The organism is Endozoicomonas sp. 4G (assembly GCF_023822025.1).
Taxonomy (GTDB): domain Bacteria; phylum Pseudomonadota; class Gammaproteobacteria; order Pseudomonadales; family Endozoicomonadaceae; genus Endozoicomonas_A.
Window position 1 is genome coordinate 5,251,614 of the sequence record NZ_CP082909.1, and the last position, 16,904, is coordinate 5,268,517.

General features: G+C 48.7%; 16 protein-coding genes. 12 read left to right on the top strand and 4 right to left on the bottom strand.

Translation table 11 applies throughout. The features are described 5' to 3' along the window. Positions 1 to 55: 55 nt before the first annotated feature. Entirely contained in the window at positions 56 to 1,648 is a 1,593-nt protein-coding gene (dnaA, locus tag K7B67_RS20795) for a chromosomal replication initiator protein DnaA (protein ID WP_256484600.1), read from the bottom strand. An 831-nt stretch (positions 1,649 to 2,479) separates the two neighbouring features. Between dnaA and rpmH the strand changes: the two genes are divergently transcribed. From rpmH to K7B67_RS20825, 6 genes are all read left to right on the top strand, one after another. Beyond that, entirely contained in the window at positions 2,480 to 2,614 is a 135-nt protein-coding gene (rpmH, locus tag K7B67_RS20800) for a 50S ribosomal protein L34 (protein ID WP_252177766.1), read from the top strand. A gap of 13 nt (positions 2,615 to 2,627) precedes the next feature. Next, positions 2,628 to 2,996 carry a ribonuclease P protein component gene (gene rnpA, locus K7B67_RS20805; protein ID WP_252177767.1) on the top strand — a complete coding sequence of 123 codons (369 nt, stop codon included), beginning with the start codon at positions 2,628 to 2,630 and terminating at the stop codon, positions 2,994 to 2,996. 244 nt (positions 2,997 to 3,240) lie between these two features. Next, positions 3,241 to 3,486, top strand: coding sequence for a membrane protein insertion efficiency factor YidD (gene yidD / locus K7B67_RS20810; protein WP_252180623.1), 246 nt, complete (start codon positions 3,241 to 3,243; stop codon positions 3,484 to 3,486). Continuing rightward, on the top strand, positions 3,462 to 5,141 hold the full coding sequence (yidC, locus tag K7B67_RS20815) for a membrane protein insertase YidC (protein WP_252177768.1): 1,680 nt from the start codon (positions 3,462 to 3,464) through the stop codon (positions 5,139 to 5,141). Before yidD ends, yidC begins: the two co-directional genes overlap by 25 nt. A gap of 120 nt (positions 5,142 to 5,261) precedes the next feature. Then, a complete protein-coding gene (gene mnmE, locus K7B67_RS20820; RefSeq protein WP_252177769.1) occupies positions 5,262 to 6,638 on the top strand; it encodes a tRNA uridine-5-carboxymethylaminomethyl(34) synthesis GTPase MnmE in 1,377 nt (458 codons plus the stop codon). Positions 6,639 to 6,881: 243 nt separating this feature from the next. Further along, on the top strand, positions 6,882 to 7,394 hold the full coding sequence (locus K7B67_RS20825) for a hypothetical protein (protein ID WP_252177770.1): 513 nt from the start codon (positions 6,882 to 6,884) through the stop codon (positions 7,392 to 7,394). A 27-nt stretch (positions 7,395 to 7,421) separates the two neighbouring features. On the opposite strand, the gene K7B67_RS20830 is transcribed toward K7B67_RS20825, so the two are convergent. After that, positions 7,422 to 8,063 (bottom strand): MarC family protein, encoded by a 642-nt coding sequence (locus K7B67_RS20830; RefSeq protein ID WP_252177771.1) that lies wholly within the window; start codon positions 8,061 to 8,063, stop codon positions 7,422 to 7,424. A 56-nt stretch (positions 8,064 to 8,119) separates the two neighbouring features. Further along, the gene (locus K7B67_RS20835; RefSeq protein WP_252177772.1) at positions 8,120 to 8,563 is read right to left on the bottom strand and encodes a DUF1499 domain-containing protein; all 444 of its coding nucleotides are present in this window, start codon (positions 8,561 to 8,563) and stop codon (positions 8,120 to 8,122) included. 608 nt (positions 8,564 to 9,171) lie between these two features. Between K7B67_RS20835 and mnmG the strand changes: the two genes are divergently transcribed. The 6 genes from mnmG to K7B67_RS20865 all read left to right on the top strand — a co-directional run bounded on the left by mnmG (position 9,172) and on the right by K7B67_RS20865 (position 16,151). Beyond that, positions 9,172 to 11,046, top strand: coding sequence for a tRNA uridine-5-carboxymethylaminomethyl(34) synthesis enzyme MnmG (gene mnmG, locus K7B67_RS20840; protein WP_252180624.1), 1,875 nt, complete (start codon positions 9,172 to 9,174; stop codon positions 11,044 to 11,046). Positions 11,047 to 11,474: 428 nt separating this feature from the next. Then, positions 11,475 to 12,119, top strand: coding sequence for a 16S rRNA (guanine(527)-N(7))-methyltransferase RsmG (rsmG, locus tag K7B67_RS20845; protein WP_252177773.1), 645 nt, complete (start codon positions 11,475 to 11,477; stop codon positions 12,117 to 12,119). Between the two features lie 46 nt (positions 12,120 to 12,165). Next, positions 12,166 to 12,972: a ParA family protein gene (locus K7B67_RS20850; RefSeq protein WP_252177774.1), complete on the top strand. Its 807-nt coding sequence runs from the start codon at positions 12,166 to 12,168 to the stop codon at positions 12,970 to 12,972. Beyond that, positions 12,969 to 13,874, top strand: coding sequence for a ParB/RepB/Spo0J family partition protein (locus tag K7B67_RS20855; RefSeq protein ID WP_346658282.1), 906 nt, complete (start codon positions 12,969 to 12,971; stop codon positions 13,872 to 13,874). The genes K7B67_RS20850 and K7B67_RS20855 overlap by 4 nt, the downstream gene beginning before the upstream one ends. 319 nt (positions 13,875 to 14,193) lie before the next feature. Next, positions 14,194 to 15,102, top strand: coding sequence for an FAD-binding oxidoreductase (locus K7B67_RS20860; RefSeq protein WP_252177776.1), 909 nt, complete (start codon positions 14,194 to 14,196; stop codon positions 15,100 to 15,102). 47 nt (positions 15,103 to 15,149) lie between these two features. Further along, positions 15,150 to 16,151: a 4-hydroxyproline epimerase gene (locus K7B67_RS20865; RefSeq protein WP_252177777.1), complete on the top strand. Its 1,002-nt coding sequence runs from the start codon at positions 15,150 to 15,152 to the stop codon at positions 16,149 to 16,151. Between the two features lie 108 nt (positions 16,152 to 16,259). On the opposite strand, the gene K7B67_RS20870 is transcribed toward K7B67_RS20865, so the two are convergent. Then, on the bottom strand, positions 16,260 to 16,718 hold the full coding sequence (locus K7B67_RS20870) for a DUF29 domain-containing protein (RefSeq protein WP_252177778.1): 459 nt from the start codon (positions 16,716 to 16,718) through the stop codon (positions 16,260 to 16,262). Positions 16,719 to 16,904: the final 186 nt, after the last annotated feature.

A 16,904-nucleotide genomic window follows, 5' to 3' on the forward strand; every position in this document is an offset into this window, starting at 1 on the left:
TCTGCCGTCCTCGCTACGGGCGCTATCCTCGGTCAGGCTCCCAGCTGAATCAAAATCAGCTGGTCAGAGATCTCAAAAGATTTTTGTAGTCATCACGGATTTCACCATCTTCATCCGCCAGCTCTTTCACTTTACGGCACGCATGAAGCACTGTGGTATGGTCTCGTCCGCCATAAGCGTCACCAATTTCCGGCAGACTGTGACTGGTCAGCTCCTTGGAAAGAGCCATAGCAATCTGTCTTGGTCTGGCCACAGAACGGCTACGACGTTTGGACAGGATATCAGCTACTTTGATCTTGTAGTATTCAGCCACGGTTCTTTGAATATTATCAATACTGACCTGCTTATCCTGTAAAGCCAGCAGATCCTTCAGGGATTCCCTGATCAGATTAATATCAATCTGGCGCCCCATAAAGTGAGCACTGGCAATCACTCGTTTCAGGGCACCTTCCAGTTCCCGAACATTGGATCGAATTCGCTGAGCAATAAAGAAGGCCGCTTCGTGGGGTAAATCGACTTTTTGTTGCTCTGCCTTCTTCATTAATATGGCCACCCTGGTTTCAAGCTCGGGAGGATCCACGGCAACGGTCAGTCCCCAGCCAAACCGGGACTTTAGTCGTTCTTCAACACCGTTGATTTCTTTAGGGTAACGATCGCAGGTCAAAATCATTTGCTGACCGCCTTCCAGCAAGGCATTAAAGGTATGAAAAAACTCTTCCTGGGAACGCTCTTTACCGGCAAAAAACTGGATATCATCAATCAGCAGGGCATCAACGGAACGATAGTAGCGTTTAAAGTCATTGATAGCATTCAATTGCAACGCCTTGACCATATCGGCAACAAAGCGTTCAGAATGCAAATATACGACTCTGGCATTACGATTTTGACGAACCAGGGAGTTACCCACTGCGTGCATTAAGTGGGTTTTACCTAGACCAACACCGCCGTATAAAAATAACGGATTGTAAGAAGCTCCCGGATTTTCAGACACCTGACGGGCAGCCGCAAGTGCCAGCTGGTTTGATTTACCCTCGACAAACGTATCAAAAGTGAATTGGGCATTCAGGGAACTGTTATGTTTTATTGACCCTTCGACTTCTATCTGCCGCCCTGAAGAGGGTTCTTCTTTGTTAGCAGGGTGGCCACCGGAAGTCCCCTCTTTTTCTTTTAGAGGATTGATTTTCTTCGGTACAGCAGGAGGTTCAATAATTTTAGACGACGATGGTTTACTAGCAGAAACGCTTGATGCTTCATTGAGATTGGATGCCAGCTCCCGGGTCACGACTTGCTTTTCTTCTTTCTTTTCTTCGACGACGACCTTTTCTTCAACAACGGGTTTCGGTTCTTCCGAATGCACAGGTCTGCTGACAGGGGCCGCAACTCTGCGGCTGAGAGACTGGGGACGGCGGTTTGACACTGCCAGAGCCACCGCTGGAGAGTGTCCATCGGTCAGTTCATCAAGAATCTCTTCAATGCGCGGTAAAAACTTCTCTTTCACCCAGTCCGCAACAAAACGATTAGGAGCCAGCAGACAAAGATCATGCTCATCGCCCATCACTTTCAACGGGCGAATCCAGGTATTGAACTGCTGTGAGGACAATTCATCTTGAAGCAAGTCCACACACTTTTGCCAGAGCTCTAGAGGCACAGGTGCTCTCCTGAAAATGGGTGAAATGGAAGCCAGTCAGCTGACTTCACTAAAGACAGGAAACAGAATCTGTCCCGAAACAGCTACTCTTCCAATGCCGAACAGTGCAGAAACACAGGAAGAATAAGCAAAAAAAACAGCTGTAATTGTATCCTTTCAGAAAATAGTTATCCACACCTTAAATGTCATAAAGCTGAACTCAAATCCCATCTTTTTACTTAATTATCAACGGGCTATAGATAAAAAGAAGATATAAAACAGGCGGCCTGTTATGAAAAAATAATGTGGAAAAGGCTGTGTTAATAGGGGCGGATGAACGATGAGTGAGCTGTGTATAAGTAAGAGGCCAGGTCGTGCTGTGTATAAGGTATCAGGTTATACACAAGCTGTTGGCAAGAAGAAAACAGCATAACCGCTGATTTTCTACACCTTCACACACATGAACAAACCCAGAGAACAAGAGGGTTTATAAGACTTATCCACAGGAAAGGAGTTGCTTAATATTTATTAAAAAAACAAAACAACATTACTCAAGTACATATGAACTATATATTTTTTATTATTTTCGATTACTCAGAAACGTTTTTGATTGATAAAAGATATTTCAGGTCGTTTGTGTTCTGTCTTTTCCTTATATATGGAGGAACGTAATTTCCCCTATAAAAATGCACTTTTTTACTAACCTTTCCTGATCTCCGCAAAAAGCCACCAGCCCTTTAGGGATTCAACCCTGAGCCCCTGTGGCAAACTCTTGACAAATGCAAATTGACGCTAATCCCTCAATTACTTAGAATGCCCGTCTTTTTGTAAATTGATAAAACGAGTAGCGTCATGAAAAGAACATTTCAGCCCAGCAATCTGAAGCGTAAGCGTACCCACGGTTTCCGTGCTCGCATGGCGACCAAGAACGGTCGTGCGGTTATCAACCGTCGTCGTGCCAAAGGTCGCAAGCGTCTGGCTGCCTGATTCGGATTGACAGGTGAGCTTCGCTTTTGGTCGCGATCTGCGACTTTGCTCAGCAGCTGATTTTAAGCAGGTTTTCGACCATACGGATATCAAGGTCAGTAGTCGTCATTTGTTAATACTGGCTTGCAAGAATGAGCTTGGCCATCCCCGCCTGGGGCTGGTGATCGCCAAAAAAAATATCCGTAAAGCTACCGGCCGTAATCGAGTCAAACGACATATCCGGGAAACCTTTCGCCTCCACCAGGAGGAACTGGGAAACCTGGATATTGTTGTCCTGGCCAGAAGAGGTCTGGGTGAGCTGGAAAGCTGTGATATCAACAAACTGCTCACTCACCAATGGTTTAAACTGGCCAGGCGTCGGAATGAGCAGAAGGTTTCCTGAATGGAAACCATAGCCTGAAGCAGGCACTCTACGGAGCTGCGTGACAATGGAGGTAGACACTACCTCCGGTCACTCTTCAGAAAGCCAGTCATACTGTCTCCACTCAAATCAGCCGATGCGTTTCCTGTCGATTCGGCACAGACAGAGTAAAGTCGACATGACCAGACCACATTTTCTCATGCTTCTGCCAAGACGCACTGCCATGGGATTGATCAAGGTGTACCGTTACTGCCTCAGCCCCGTTATGGGCAGGCATTGTCGTTTTTACCCGAGCTGTTCCAGCTATTCACAGGAAGCTCTCGAACATCATGGTTTTCTGAAAGGCAGTTTTCTGACCTTGAAACGACTGCTGCGTTGCCATCCCTGGCATCCAGGAGGTTTTGATCCGGTGCCTGCTCCCTCAGACCAGCAAGACCGGTCATCAGACGATCATATTCATCACCAAGACTCTTTGGCTCGGACATCATGGATCTGCAAAGAACACTCTTGATAGGTGCAATAGCCGTTGTTGGTGTATTTACACTTCAGCAATGGAATGAAGATTACAATCAGACCCGGCCGGCCAGCAATGCTGTTGTGGCTAATGTCTCCACTTCTCAAAGTGGTTCTGATTTACCCACCATCACGTCATCATCTTCCTCACCGGAAATTCTGGATTCCAAGGTTCAGGCCTCTGCGCAACTGATCAGTGTTAAAACAGACACGCTGGACGTTCAGATCGACCCGGCCGGTGGTGACATTATTGGGCTCAGCCTGCCCAAATACCCCGCCTGGCTACCTGAAGAGGGTGAGAAAGCCACACCTTTCCAGCTGTTGGTTAACAGACCCGATTGCACCCCGGGTGAAGTAACCTGTGTTTACACGGCTCAAAGCGGCCTGATTACGACCGATGGTCCCACCAACGATCAGAATCAAAGACCCCTCTACAGCACAGCACAGACCCACTACAGCCTGCCAACCGGCCAGGATCAGCTGACCGTTAAGCTGACTCGCACCACGGGCGATGTTGAGGTAACCAAAAGTTATACCTTTGAACGTGGCACCTACGAGGTCAAAATGGCCTACGAAGTTGCCAACAACAGTGACAAGGTATGGCGTGATACCTTCTACGCTCAGCTCAAGCGTGACGGTTCCGAAGACCCGAGTTCTGTGAACTCCAGCGCCCCCATGAATACTTACCTGGGAGCGGCTGTCCGTGCTATTGATGAGCCTTATAAGAAGCTGCCTTTTGATGATTTCCAAAAAGAGCCTTTCAAGGAAAGAGTCGAGGGGGGTTACGCTGCCATTCTTCAGCACTACTTTGTCAGTATCTGGGTGCCAAACCAGAACAAATCTCACAACTACTACACGCAAGAATCTCGCAACGGGAAATACTACATGGTGGGTTTTTACAACGACCCCCTGGTAGTAAACCCCGGAGAGAAAGCTGCCACCGGTGCTACTTTGTATGCGGGTCCTAAAGACCAACCCGCCCTGAAGAACCTGGCGGACGGTCTGCAACTGACCATGGACTTCGGGATGCTTTGGTTCCTGGCTCAGCCCTTGTTCATGTTGCTGCAATTCATTCATTCCCTGGTAGGCAACTGGGGTTGGGCAATCATCCTGCTGACGGTCTGTGTCAAGGCGGTATTCTACCCGTTGAACCAGGCCAGCTTCCGTTCTATGGCTAAAATGCGCAAGCTGGGGCCAAAGATGCAGGAGCTGAAAGAGAAATACGGCGACGATCGTCAGAAGATGTCTCAGGCCATGATGGAGATGTACAAGAAAGAGAAGGTCAACCCCATGGGTGGCTGCCTGCCGATTCTTGTACAAATGCCGGTATTTATTGCTCTGTACTCGGTACTGCAGGAATCTGTAGAACTGCGTCAGGCTCCCTGGCTTGGCTGGATTCAGGATCTGTCCCAGATGGACCCTTACTTCATCCTGCCGCTGATCATGGGTGCTTCCATGTTTGCCCAGCAGATGCTGAACCCGACACCTCCCGATCCGATTCAGGCCAAGGTGATGAAGTTGATGCCGGTGATCTTTACCGTATTCTTCCTGTGGTTTCCAGCAGGTCTGGTACTGTACTGGGTGACCAACAACCTGTTGTCGATTATTCAGCAATACATCATTACCAAAAAGATCGAGAAAGAAAACTCCTGAGTCTGAAACGCTCAAAAAAAACGGACCGAAAGGGTCCGTTTTTTTTGGTACTGAAGGCCATAGCGCCTGCTCCGGCCTTGGATTAGACTAGGCCATTATTTTTCTTATTCAGTCATTGCTATGTCCGACCTCAGTGCTCTCCATAAAGATACTATTGCCGCTCAGGCTACCGCTCCCGGAAGAGGTGGGGTAGGGATCATCAGGGTCTCAGGCCCTGAAGCCTTGTGGGTCGCCAGAGCCGTTCTGAAGATGGAACCCAGGCCTCGTTATGCCCATTATGGCCCTTTTTATGATGAGCAGGATGAGGTGCTGGACGAAGGTCTTGCTCTTTACTTCCCTAATCCAAACTCATTCACCGGAGAGGACGTTGTAGAGTTTCAGGGGCACGGCGGTCCCGTCATTCTGGATTTACTGCTGAAACGAATTAATGCCCTTGGGGTCAGGCTGGCCAATCCCGGAGAGTTTTCCGAAAGAGCCTTTCTGAATGACAAGATGGATCTGGCACAGGCTGAAGCCATCGCAGACCTGATCGACAGTACTTCAGAACAGGCCGCCAGATCGGCACTGAGATCACTGCAAGGTGCTTTTTCCAGAAAAGTCAATGAGCTGGTCGAAGCGCTGATTGAACTGAGAATTTACGTTGAAGCCGCCATCGACTTCCCGGAAGAAGAGATTGATTTCCTGGCCGATGGCAAAGTGGCCAACGACCTTAACAGCATTATCAACCATCTCGCCCAGGTCACGAAAGAAGCAGGTCAGGGAACGATTCAGCGTGAAGGTATGACCGTTGTTATTGCCGGGCGTCCCAATGCCGGTAAATCCAGTCTTTTGAATGCGTTATCAGGACGGGAGTCGGCGATCGTAACGGACATTGCCGGAACCACTCGAGATGTCCTCCGAGAGCATATCAACATTGACGGTATGCCCTTGCACATTATTGATACCGCCGGTCTGCGAGAGACAGAGGATAAAGTTGAACAGATGGGGGTAAAACGGGCTTTCAAGGAAATAGAAGGCGCTGACAGAGTACTTCTGATGGTGGACAGTGCCACTACGGATGCCACCGATCCTCACGAGATATGGCCCGAGTTTGTGGATCGACTGCCTTCCAGGGAAAAACTGACAGTAATCCGTAACAAGATTGATCTGACCGGCGAACAGGCGGGCATAGAAGACGTTGAAGGCGTCCCCCTGATCAGAGCCTGTGCCATGAGAGAACACGGCCTGGACGCTCTCAGAGAGCACCTGAAAGCCTGTATGGGATACGAGGGAGCCATGGAAGGCGGTTTCTCTGCCCGGCGCAGACATCTGGATGCACTGCGCAGGGCAGAAGAGTTTCTCGATAACGGCCAAAAGCAGCTTGAATACATGGGGGCGGGTGAACTTCTGGCTGAAGACCTGCGACATGCCCAGAAAGCCCTGGGTGAGATTACCGGTGAGTTCTCCAGCGATGATCTGCTGGGTCGGATTTTCTCTTCGTTTTGTATCGGGAAGTAAACGACTCTCAAAGATTCAATTTCCAGACACCATAAACGCCCTCTATAAAAAAGCTGGGTGCCAATCACCGCCAGAATTAGTCCCATCATACGACTAATGACTTTTACCTCGCTTTCTCCCAGGTAATGGAGAAGGCGTTCTCCTGAAAGAAAAAACAGACAACTTTTTCCCAAATGCAGAGCTTAAGTGCTTTGTAGTTGTCTAAACTGTCAGTCGTTATATTCTGCCTATGGAGTAATCAGCGTGATTTCAAGAACTATTTGTCTATCTCTGCTTCTGCTGTCGGCACTGGCCAATGCCGTGGATGACCACTATAAATTGTTGTTAAGTATGAAGCACTATGATGACGATCAGGTGGTTAAAGAGGTTAATTTCTACGGCACCAGGATTGATCCTAGTGAAATGGACCGGTTCAAGCTGACGGTTGATGGGGTTGAAATAGATGCCGTGAATTACTCGACTTACCAGCGATTGAATGAACTGAGACGTTCATTCAGTGATGATGCTTTTTCCCAGGGTATTCAGCTGCCTGAGCCTGAGCGATGGAAATGTAAACTGGGTGGCCCGGCCAAAGGCATCATTTTGGAAGCCCGTTATCTGACCTATCAGGACCACCACATTATTCATGACGAGATGAGGCCAGTTTATGACCAGGCATGGAATTGCCTCTATCAGCCCAGGTATCAGCCGGTGAATAACCGTGCCCGGGAGGCTGCCCGAGGCGCATTGGAAACCTTGAGAACTATTACTGAATGAGCAATTAACCCATCAATAAAACAACTCTCAAAGGTTCAGTTTCCAGGCACCATAAACGCCCTCTATGAAAAGCTGGGTGCCGATCACCGCCAGAATCAGCCCCATCATACGACTAATGACTTTTACCGCGCTTTCTCCCAGGTAATGGAGAAGGCGCTCTCCTGAAAGAAAAAACAGACAACTGATGCCGCAGAGCATCCCAAACACTGTGATGCAGGTGATCACTTCCGGGATGCCTTTTCCAGTGGCAAAATTCATCGCTGTGGCAATGGTTCCCGGCCCACCCAGAATAGGCACTGCCAATGGGCTGACAGCAATACTGACATGGGGGTGATCAAGACTTTTCTGATTATCCTCGACACTGGGCGTATGCACCTCTGAGTTATTGCCGGAAAGCATGTCCTTACCAATCAGGAACATCAGAATGCCGCCTGCAATTCTGAGGGCCGCAAGGGTGATACCAAAAAGATCGAAAATCACATGACCCAGCAGACAAAATACGCTGACAATAATGAACGCCAGGAAGTTGGACTGTATGGCAATATTCCGTTTTTCAGCCGACTCGAGCCCATCGGTTAAACCCAGAAAAATCGGGGTATTGGCGATGGGATTCATGATGGCAAAAAAGCTCACAAAGACAGTGGCTGCGTAAGATAAGAGTTCTGTCATCTTTAAGCCCTGAAGAAGGGTACAAGGCTCAAGAATAGATCAGAACTTTCCTTACCTCATGGTTGTTTTTTCGAGTCGTTAAGAGCCGCTTTCAAACTATCGAGCCAGAGCGTCACTCTTTTCTTATTGGTGCCCAGGTCAGAGTATCCATAACTCGAGCGCGAGTAGATGGCCAGCGTACTGGTATCTTCCCCCCGACGGTAAAAACGCACGGTAATGGTATCCGGATAGCCCATGAAAGGGGTTCTCTGGACATAGTCGACTTGCAGGCCGTCATCGCTGATTCGCAGGACTTTTACCTTTTTCTGATGTTGCGCAATGTCTGAAAACCGTTTTTTCAGCTCTGTGATACTGACGTTCAGAACCGGGCTGATCCGGTGGGGTTCTGCCAAAAACTCACCTTCTGGCAACACCAGGTATTGATTGGGCTTTTCGTGCAGTTTCAGTGTTTCAAAATCAATGACCCGATCATCGATAGTGCTAAAAAGAAAGTCCAGCATCCATTTTGCTCCAGCTCTGTCATACAGGACGTCAGTATGACGGATTCGCATTCAGCCTTGCAAAGATCTCTGAATAGTCAAAGTCTCTTATATCCGCTGTGGATAAAAAAAACCTCTTTATAAGTCTAAATACGCTTCAACCGTAGGTTCTATAACGCTTTCAGTAAGGCTCCATTATTAATAGTGCCTTGTGGAAAGCTACATAAGGAAGCTATTTATAGGTATTGGTATAAGCTATTGATGAATTTCTGTTGTGGATAAAAGCGGTTTTACCCACAAGAAAACTACATCTTAACCGGAAGATTCCAACAGCAGACTGACAGACTTATTCATTTTATAACCAACTGATAATTATTTGTTTTTTTAGCTTATCCACAGAAAACACTCACACTATAAATAATAAAAACAGCTAATAAACACTACGTTAGAAATGGCAATTTATATTTACTGTTATTCACAGTGAGGACCTCTAAAAGCCATGGGAAGTCGACCTATACAACTTCGGGCTTTACGACTCAGGGGTGCATGTTGTGGAAGAAAGAGCTGAGGTATAATCCGTTTCTTTTTTATTCGACCCATAAACGAACAGAGGTAATGTGACCTTGGCAGTGGATTTCCCAACCCGGTTTGATGTGATTGTGATAGGTGGCGGCCATGCAGGCACTGAGGCGGCCCTGGCTTCTGCACGCATGGGCGTTAAAACACTCCTGCTGACCCATAACATCGAAACGTTGGGAATGATGTCCTGCAACCCTGCTATCGGAGGTATCGGCAAGAGCCACCTGGTCAAAGAAGTGGACGCCCTGGGTGGAGCCATGGGTTTGGCAACGGATCTGGCGGGTATTCAGTTTCGGGTTTTGAATGCCCGAAAAGGTCCTGCCGTGAGAGCCACCCGGGCCCAGGCTGACCGGGCACTCTATAAAGAAGCGATCCGCAATATTCTGGAAAACCAGGACAACCTGTGGATATTCCAGCAATCCGCTGATGATCTGATCATTGAGCAAAGTCAGGTTACCGGTGTGGTGACCAATATGGGGGTTCGTTTCCTGGCAACCAATGTGGTCCTCACTGCCGGGACTTTCCTAGGTGGTCGAATTCATATCGGTCTGGAAAATCACAGCGGCGGCAGAGCCGGGGATCCGCCTTCCATAGCCCTGGCTAATCGATTGAGAGAGCTTGATCTGGCCGTTGAACGTCTGAAAACAGGCACGCCTGCCCGTATTGACGCCCGCTCTGTTGATTTTTCAGTCATGGAAGAACAACCTGGCGATACACCGGTTCCGGTGATGTCGTACCTGGGCTCTGTTGCCCAGCATCCACGTCAGGTGTCCTGTTATATTACCCACACCAACGAACAGACCCACGAAATCATTCGTGGCGGCCTGGATCGTTCACCTATGTTTACCGGGGTGATAGAAGGCATTGGTCCAAGATACTGTCCTTCCATTGAAGACAAGATCACCCGTTTTGCCGATAAGGCTTCACACCAGGTATTCCTCGAGCCAGAAGGCCTGAATACCAATGAACTTTACCCTAATGGTATTTCCACCAGTCTGCCCTTTGATGTGCAGGTGGATCTGGTACGTTCTATCCGTGGTCTGGAAAATGCCCACATTACCCGTCCTGGCTATGCCATTGAATACGACTACTTTGATCCAAGAGGTCTGAAGTATTCTCTCGAAACAAAAGCGATCAATGGCCTGTTCTTTGCTGGACAAATCAACGGCACCACCGGCTATGAAGAAGCAGCAGCCCAGGGACTGCTGGCCGGTTTGAATGCCGGTTTGAGAGCTCAGGGTAAGGAAAGCTGGTGTCCCCGCAGAGACGAAGCCTACATTGGGGTTCTGGTGGACGACCTGATTACCAATGGCACCAGTGAGCCCTACAGAATGTTTACCAGTCGTGCCGAATATCGCCTGATCCTGCGTGAAGACAATGCCGATTTGCGACTGACAGAAAAAGGTCGTGAGCTGGGTTTGGTGGATGATGCCCGCTGGTCGGCTTTCTGCAACAAAAAAGAGCGGATCGAGAAAGAAAATGAACGACTTCGAACCACTTTTATTCATCCAAAAACCGAAGCTTCGGCAAAAATCGACGGCAAACTCTCCAAGCCTATCAGTCGGGAATACAGCCTGCAGGAACTGTTGCGTCGTCCTGAACTGACTTATGTCGATGTCGCTGCTCTCTCCGGTGAGCCGGAAGAAAACGCTCAGGTGTGTGAGCAGGTTGAGATTGCCACCAAATACGAAGGCTATATCCATCGTCAGGCGGAAGAGATTGATCGTCTGCGTCGTTATGAAGGCACAAAGATTCCTGAGGCTCTGGATTACAGTGTGATTGAGGGACTGTCTAACGAGCTGAAACAGAAGCTGATGGAGAGCAGGCCTGAAACCCTGGGACGAGCTTCCAGAATCCAGGGGATGACACCGGCGGCAGTGTCATTGTTACTGATTCATCTTAAGAAACGCTCGATGGTTGCCTGAGCATCGAGCTTTCTTTTTCAACGCTTCGTCACGGGAAGATTGGCGCTTCGTTTTTAAGCGATTGGCCGGTGCCATTTGCCCTTTTCTATCTGAATAGGGCTTCGCAGGTTGAGCGGGCTTTCTGATATTCAGAGCAGGTGCTGAGAACTGGGTGATTAACTGAGCCTGCTCTCTGACGGTCAATTCAGGCTTTGATGGGGAGCCTGCGAAAAAGCCAACTCCTGACTTAAGCCTGCGAAAAATAGTCTGTGAAAGTCGTCTGATTATTTTTTTCATAAATCTATTGATACTGCTTTTTTATCAACAAGGCCACGAAAATTACTGCGTAATCAGAAAGTTCTGCATTCGACTGAATCTGCTATTTGCAATACACTATCGAGCAGGCCTTGAGGCTATTTATCCATGCACTCTATCCGGACTGTTTTTTGATGTCATTTCTGTCCCTACGTGAACGCATCTGCCAGGGCGCAGCTGTACAATCCCTGTCTCTGGCAGACAGTCAGGCAGACTTGCTGACGCGTTATGTGGAGCTGCTTGCCAAGTGGAACAAAGCCTACAATCTGACCGCCGTCAGGGATCCGCAGGAAATGGTGTCACGGCATATACTCGACAGTTTGAGTATTGCGCCCTTTATGGAAGGGGATTATCTGATGGACGTAGGCTCCGGGCCGGGTCTGCCGGGTATACCCATGGCGATCCTGAATCCACAAAAGCAATTCACGTTGCTGGACAGTAACGGCAAGAAAACCCGTTTTATGACCCAGGCCAAAACAGAACTGGGTCTTGGTAATGTCACAGTGGCGAATTGCCGGGTAGAATCCTTTAAGTCACTCCAGCCATTTGACGTTATTATGTCCAGGGCATTCAGTTCTCTGGCGGATATGGTCAATGGCACTCACCATCTGATCAAAGGCGGTGGTAAGTTTCTGGCAATGAAAGGTCTGTACCCGGAACAGGAGCTGGCTGATCTGAAGCAGGTAAAACCGGAAATATCCCTGCTGGAAAGCCATGCCCTGGATGTTCCGGGTTGTGAAGCACAAAGGCATCTGGTTATCCTAAAGTCAGACGTGTAATTTAAACAGACGGTTTTTAACAAAGACGATACGGTAGCAATTGGCAGTGGGAAAAATTCTTGCGGTAACGAACCAAAAAGGTGGAGTTGGAAAGACCACTTCCTGCATCAACCTGTCCGCCTCTCTGGTAGCCACCAAACGAAAGGTGCTACTGGTTGATATGGACCCCCAGGGCAATGCCACCACGGGCAGTGGTATCAATAAACACGACCTTGAGTATTCCTCCTATCATGTCTTGACTGGGCGGTGCTCTATCGATCAGGCGATTCAGTACTCTGAAGAAGCGGGCTACGACGTCATTCCCACCAATGCCGACCTCACTGCCGCTGAAGTTGAACTTATGTCGATGGAGGCCAGAGAGACCCGGCTGAGAAATGCCCTGGCTGCTGTCCGTGACCGCTATGACTTTATCCTGATTGATTGTCCTCCGTCGCTTAATATGCTGACCCTGAATGCCCTGGCGGCGGCAGAAGGTGTCATTATCCCCATGCAGTGCGAATATTATGCGCTGGAAGGTTTAACCGCCCTGATGGAAACCATTACCGGCATCAGGCAGACGATTAATCCAAAGCTGCATATCGAGGGGCTGCTCAGAACCATGTACGATCCCCGGATGGGTTTGACCAACGAAGTCTCCAGACAGTTGATTGGTCATTTTGGCGATCAGGTTTATCGCACCGTTATCCCCCGGAATGTGCGTCTGGCGGAGGCTCCAAGTCACGGCAAGCCGGTACTGGCTTATGATCGAACCTCCAGGGGAGCAGTTGCTTACCTGGCGCTGGCGGGTGAGCTGGTTCGCAGAGACGAGGCTCTTAAAAACAAGCTCGAGACTGAAAGGAAGACAGGCACCTGATGGCTAAAAAACGTCTTGGCACCAATTTAAGTGCGTTGATGGGGGGAGCCAACCTCTCTTCGTCGGTTTCCAATGAATTATCCAACCTGGCAGAAACGCCTGAAAGCGAAACCCATCAGGGCAAGGAACTGAAAGAGATTCCTGTCGAATTTATGGTGCGTGGCAAATACCAGCCACGCCGGGATATGCACCCGGATGCTCTGGAAGAACTGGCGGAAAGTATTAAAGCCCAGGGCATCATGCAGCCCATCGTGGTACGCCCGTTGTCTGGCAATCGTTACGAGATCATTGCCGGAGAACGTCGCTGGAGAGCCGCACAGCTGGCTGGTCTGGCTGAAGTGCCAGCTATCGTTCGGGATGTCCCGGACGAAGCGGCCATAGCGATGGCTTTGATCGAGAACATTCAGCGGGAAGATCTTAACCCCATAGAAGAAGCCATTGCACTGTCTCGCTTACAGAAAGAGTTCGAACTGACTCAGCAGGAAGTGGCAGAAGCCGTCGGTAAATCCAGAACCGCCGTTGCCAACATCTTACGACTGATGTCTTTAAGTCCTGACGTAAAAAAAATGCTGGAATACGGTGACCTGGAAATGGGTCACGCCCGTGCTCTGTTACCTCTGTCGGATATGGAGCAGCTGGAAGCAGCAAGAACGGTTGTCGCCAAAGGACTCTCTGTTCGCCAGACAGAAGCCCTGATACGCCGAATGATTCAAGAAAAAGAGCAGGGTAAGGCAAAAGACCGCAAGAAAATCGATCCTGATATCAAACGTCTGGAAGAAGATTTATCGGATCGGGTCGGGGCCAGGGTGGCTATTACCCATAACGCGAAGGGCAAAGGAAAGCTGGTGATTTCCTATAACAGTCTGGATGAGCTGGATGGGGTTTTGGCGCATATTCAATAGTTGAAAACGGTTGAAAAAAGCACAGTCTTTATAGCTCAACCTACGACTGGCAAGGTTTTGAACCATTTTGCGCAACTGCGCAAAATGGTTTGTCCGGTAGGCCTTGCCTAATCATCCATCGCCTCTTCCAGCACTTGTTCCAGTTGATCCAGATCGGGAAACAGGGAAAAGTGATTACCGGACTATTACCCAGCTGCTACAAATGAAATAGCTATTTAACTGTCATATCACCATCAACTACCCTGTTCAGTCTGGGATCATCATTCACCTTCAAAGATGCAGGCATCAGAATATCAGTATTAATGTTCAGGCTGAGTTAATGAATTTGAGCAAGACCGCTTTTCCACAAATGCTGAAGCGCTCTGGACTCAGTGCCATGATCATTAACAATGGTGCTCTGCATCTGTACCAAAGCTGGTCTTTCTATCAGCAGGATCTGAAAAACTGGGATTTCCGCAAACAGCACGGAATTGAGTATCAGGCTTATGAAAGAGATAGGCTGCACAGCTTCCAACCAGGTTTATCCAGTGCGTTTGTGGCAGGCATTTTTGTTCCCAAGTGGCAGACCATAACCAACCCGGCAGATCTGTGTTCCGAGCTTCATTGCAAGTTGAGTGAACGAGGTGTCGTTACCTATATCAGCAATGCTGAGAGTATCGACAATGCTGATGGTCGAACTCAGGTAAAACTGAGCGATGGTCAAATTCTTGAAGCTAATAATACTGTACTGGCAGCGGGTCCGTGGTCGGCGGAGCTATCAAAACAATTAGGCGACAATGTACCTGTTATTGGTGAGCGTGGCTATAACACCACGTTACCAAAAACTGCTTTACCCGAAGGTTATAACAAGACGCTTGTGTTCAGTGAACATGGCTTTCTGATCACGCCCCTCAGTGGACATATTCGAATCGGGGGGGCTTCTGAAATTGCAGCACTTGATCAGGCACCAAATTATCAGCGAGCCCGATTAATGGCAGAGAAAGCCGGTCGTTTTCTGCCCGAACTCAATCTTGATAATGGCGAAGAGTGGATGGGACAAAGACCGTCCATTCCCGATACTCTGCCCGTCATTGGCTACTCATCACAGTCTGACAATATTATCTACGCCTTCGGTCATGGGCATTTAGGGCTTACCCAGTCAGCAGCAACCGCATTGCTGGTGTCTGAACTGATCACAAAAAAGAAAACATCTATAGACGTTTATCCTCTGCGTGCCAGTCGGTTTTAAAAAAGCTAACGACAGTGGATTAACGTCAGTAAATAGAGGAGTGAATCATGGCAAAACATACCTTTTTCTGCATCGATGGACATACCTGCGGCAATCCTGTTCGCGTGGTTGCCGGTGGTGGTCCCGATCTCACAGGCAATACGATGCTGGAGAAAAGGGCTCACTTTCTTGAAGAGTATGACTGGATTAGAACGGGTTTAATGTTTGAACCCAGGGGGCATGATGTGATGTCCGGTTCCATCCTTTATCCTCCCACCCGCCCGGATTGTGATGCAGCGATACTGTTCATTGAAACCTCTGGCTGCTTACCCATGTGTGGGCACGGCACTATCGGCACAATAACGATTGCTCTCGAGAATGGGCTGATCACTCCAAAAGAGCCAGGCATTGTTCGTTTGGATACCCCGGCCGGCTTGGTAGTGGCGGAATATGTTAAACAGGGGGATTTTATTGAAGAAGTAAGATTGACCAATGTGCCGTCTTTTCTTTACAGAACAGACCTTACTGCCCATTGTCAGGGTTTGGGAGAGATCACAGTCGATGTCGCTTATGGTGGAAACTTCTATGCCATTGTTGATCCCCAGAAAAACTTCCGGGATATGGCTGATTATTCTGCCGGTGAGCTGATTCAGTTCAGCCCTCAGCTTCGTAAGGCATTGAATGAAAAATACGACTTTGTTCATCCTGAACACTCTGACATCCGTGGCCTGAGTCATATTCTCTGGACCGGCGCCAGCACCAGAGAGGATTCAACCGCGCGCAATGCGGTATTTTATGGCGATAAGGCTATCGATCGTTCTCCCTGTGGAACCGGTACTTCTTCCCGTATGGCTCAGTGGGCTGCCCGGGGCAAACTGAAAGAGGGAGATGAATTTATTCATGAAAGTATTATTGGTTCCCTGTTCAAAGGTCGGGTTGAAAAAATGACCAGGGTTGGCGAGTTAGATGCCATCGTACCGTCTATTTCCGGCTGGGCCCGGGTGACAGGTAATAACACAATCTATATTGATGATCGTGACCCGTTTGCCCATGGGTTTATTGTTCGTTGATCCGGGAGTGGGAGTTTGTAAATGCCACGCCTCATAAACATTCAGTCAGGTGGCCGTGCTGCGTAATCTTGACAAGCGGTTGTAGAAAATGGAGGAGCGCCAGAAAGGCTAACTTTCTGGCAGCCAGTCGTCTTCCATGATCTCGTCGTAGGTCCATGGGCATTCAGACGGGAAAGCGTCGGGTTTGCACTGCATCTCCCTGGCGGCTAATTTACGGGCATACTGATAAGACTCTAAAAAAATCTCTTCCAGTTTATGATACAGACCCGGGTTTTTCTTCAGCTCATGCTCGATAGCATCCCGTTGCTTGCCGATGCTGATCGACCAGCTACGGAACCATCTGTCCATGTCATGCAGGTCATTCTTTTTCGACTGCATCTGCCATTTAAGCGAGTGCATGAGTAATTGAGACAAACGGCTTTCGACTGAACGTTGACGTGCTCTACCCATGTCTTCAACTTCCTCAGCCAAATTGTCCATATCAAGTTCATCGAAACGCCCTTGCTTGATAAGCTCAGCTTGTTGATAAGACCATGTGTAGAAATCAGTGTCGTACAGGTTTTCCATAAAATACCTCCATTGCCCTACAACTGTAGGCAAATAACAGCAGGGAAGCAAAATGAATTGCCAAGGCACAAATGCCTTTGCCGGAGGCTTTGCCCATGGGTTCAAGTTATCGAATGAGCGTGAGCAAAATGCTCTCTCAAGCGGCAGGTCGTTACTTTGCACTCATGGTCCAGCGGATGTGATTGA

Excerpts from the sequence above, each read along its gene's own strand:
- rpmH (WP_252177766.1), top strand. The coding sequence starts at position 2,480 with ATGAAAAGAACATTTCAGCCCAGCAATCTGAAGCGTAAGCGTACCCAC.
- yidD (WP_252180623.1), top strand. The coding sequence starts at position 3,241 with ATGGGCAGGCATTGTCGTTTTTACCCGAGCTGTTCCAGCTATTCACAG.
- yidC (WP_252177768.1), top strand. The coding sequence starts at position 3,462 with ATGGATCTGCAAAGAACACTCTTGATAGGTGCAATAGCCGTTGTTGGT.
- mnmE (WP_252177769.1), top strand. The coding sequence starts at position 5,262 with ATGTCCGACCTCAGTGCTCTCCATAAAGATACTATTGCCGCTCAGGCT.
- K7B67_RS20830 (WP_252177771.1), bottom strand. The coding sequence starts at position 8,063 with ATGACAGAACTCTTATCTTACGCAGCCACTGTCTTTGTGAGCTTTTTT.
- K7B67_RS20835 (WP_252177772.1), bottom strand. The coding sequence starts at position 8,563 with ATGCTGGACTTTCTTTTTAGCACTATCGATGATCGGGTCATTGATTTT.
- rsmG (WP_252177773.1), top strand. The coding sequence starts at position 11,475 with ATGTCATTTCTGTCCCTACGTGAACGCATCTGCCAGGGCGCAGCTGTA.
- K7B67_RS20860 (WP_252177776.1), top strand. The coding sequence starts at position 14,194 with ATGAATTTGAGCAAGACCGCTTTTCCACAAATGCTGAAGCGCTCTGGA.
- K7B67_RS20865 (WP_252177777.1), top strand. The coding sequence starts at position 15,150 with ATGGCAAAACATACCTTTTTCTGCATCGATGGACATACCTGCGGCAAT.
- K7B67_RS20870 (WP_252177778.1), bottom strand. The coding sequence starts at position 16,718 with ATGGAAAACCTGTACGACACTGATTTCTACACATGGTCTTATCAACAA.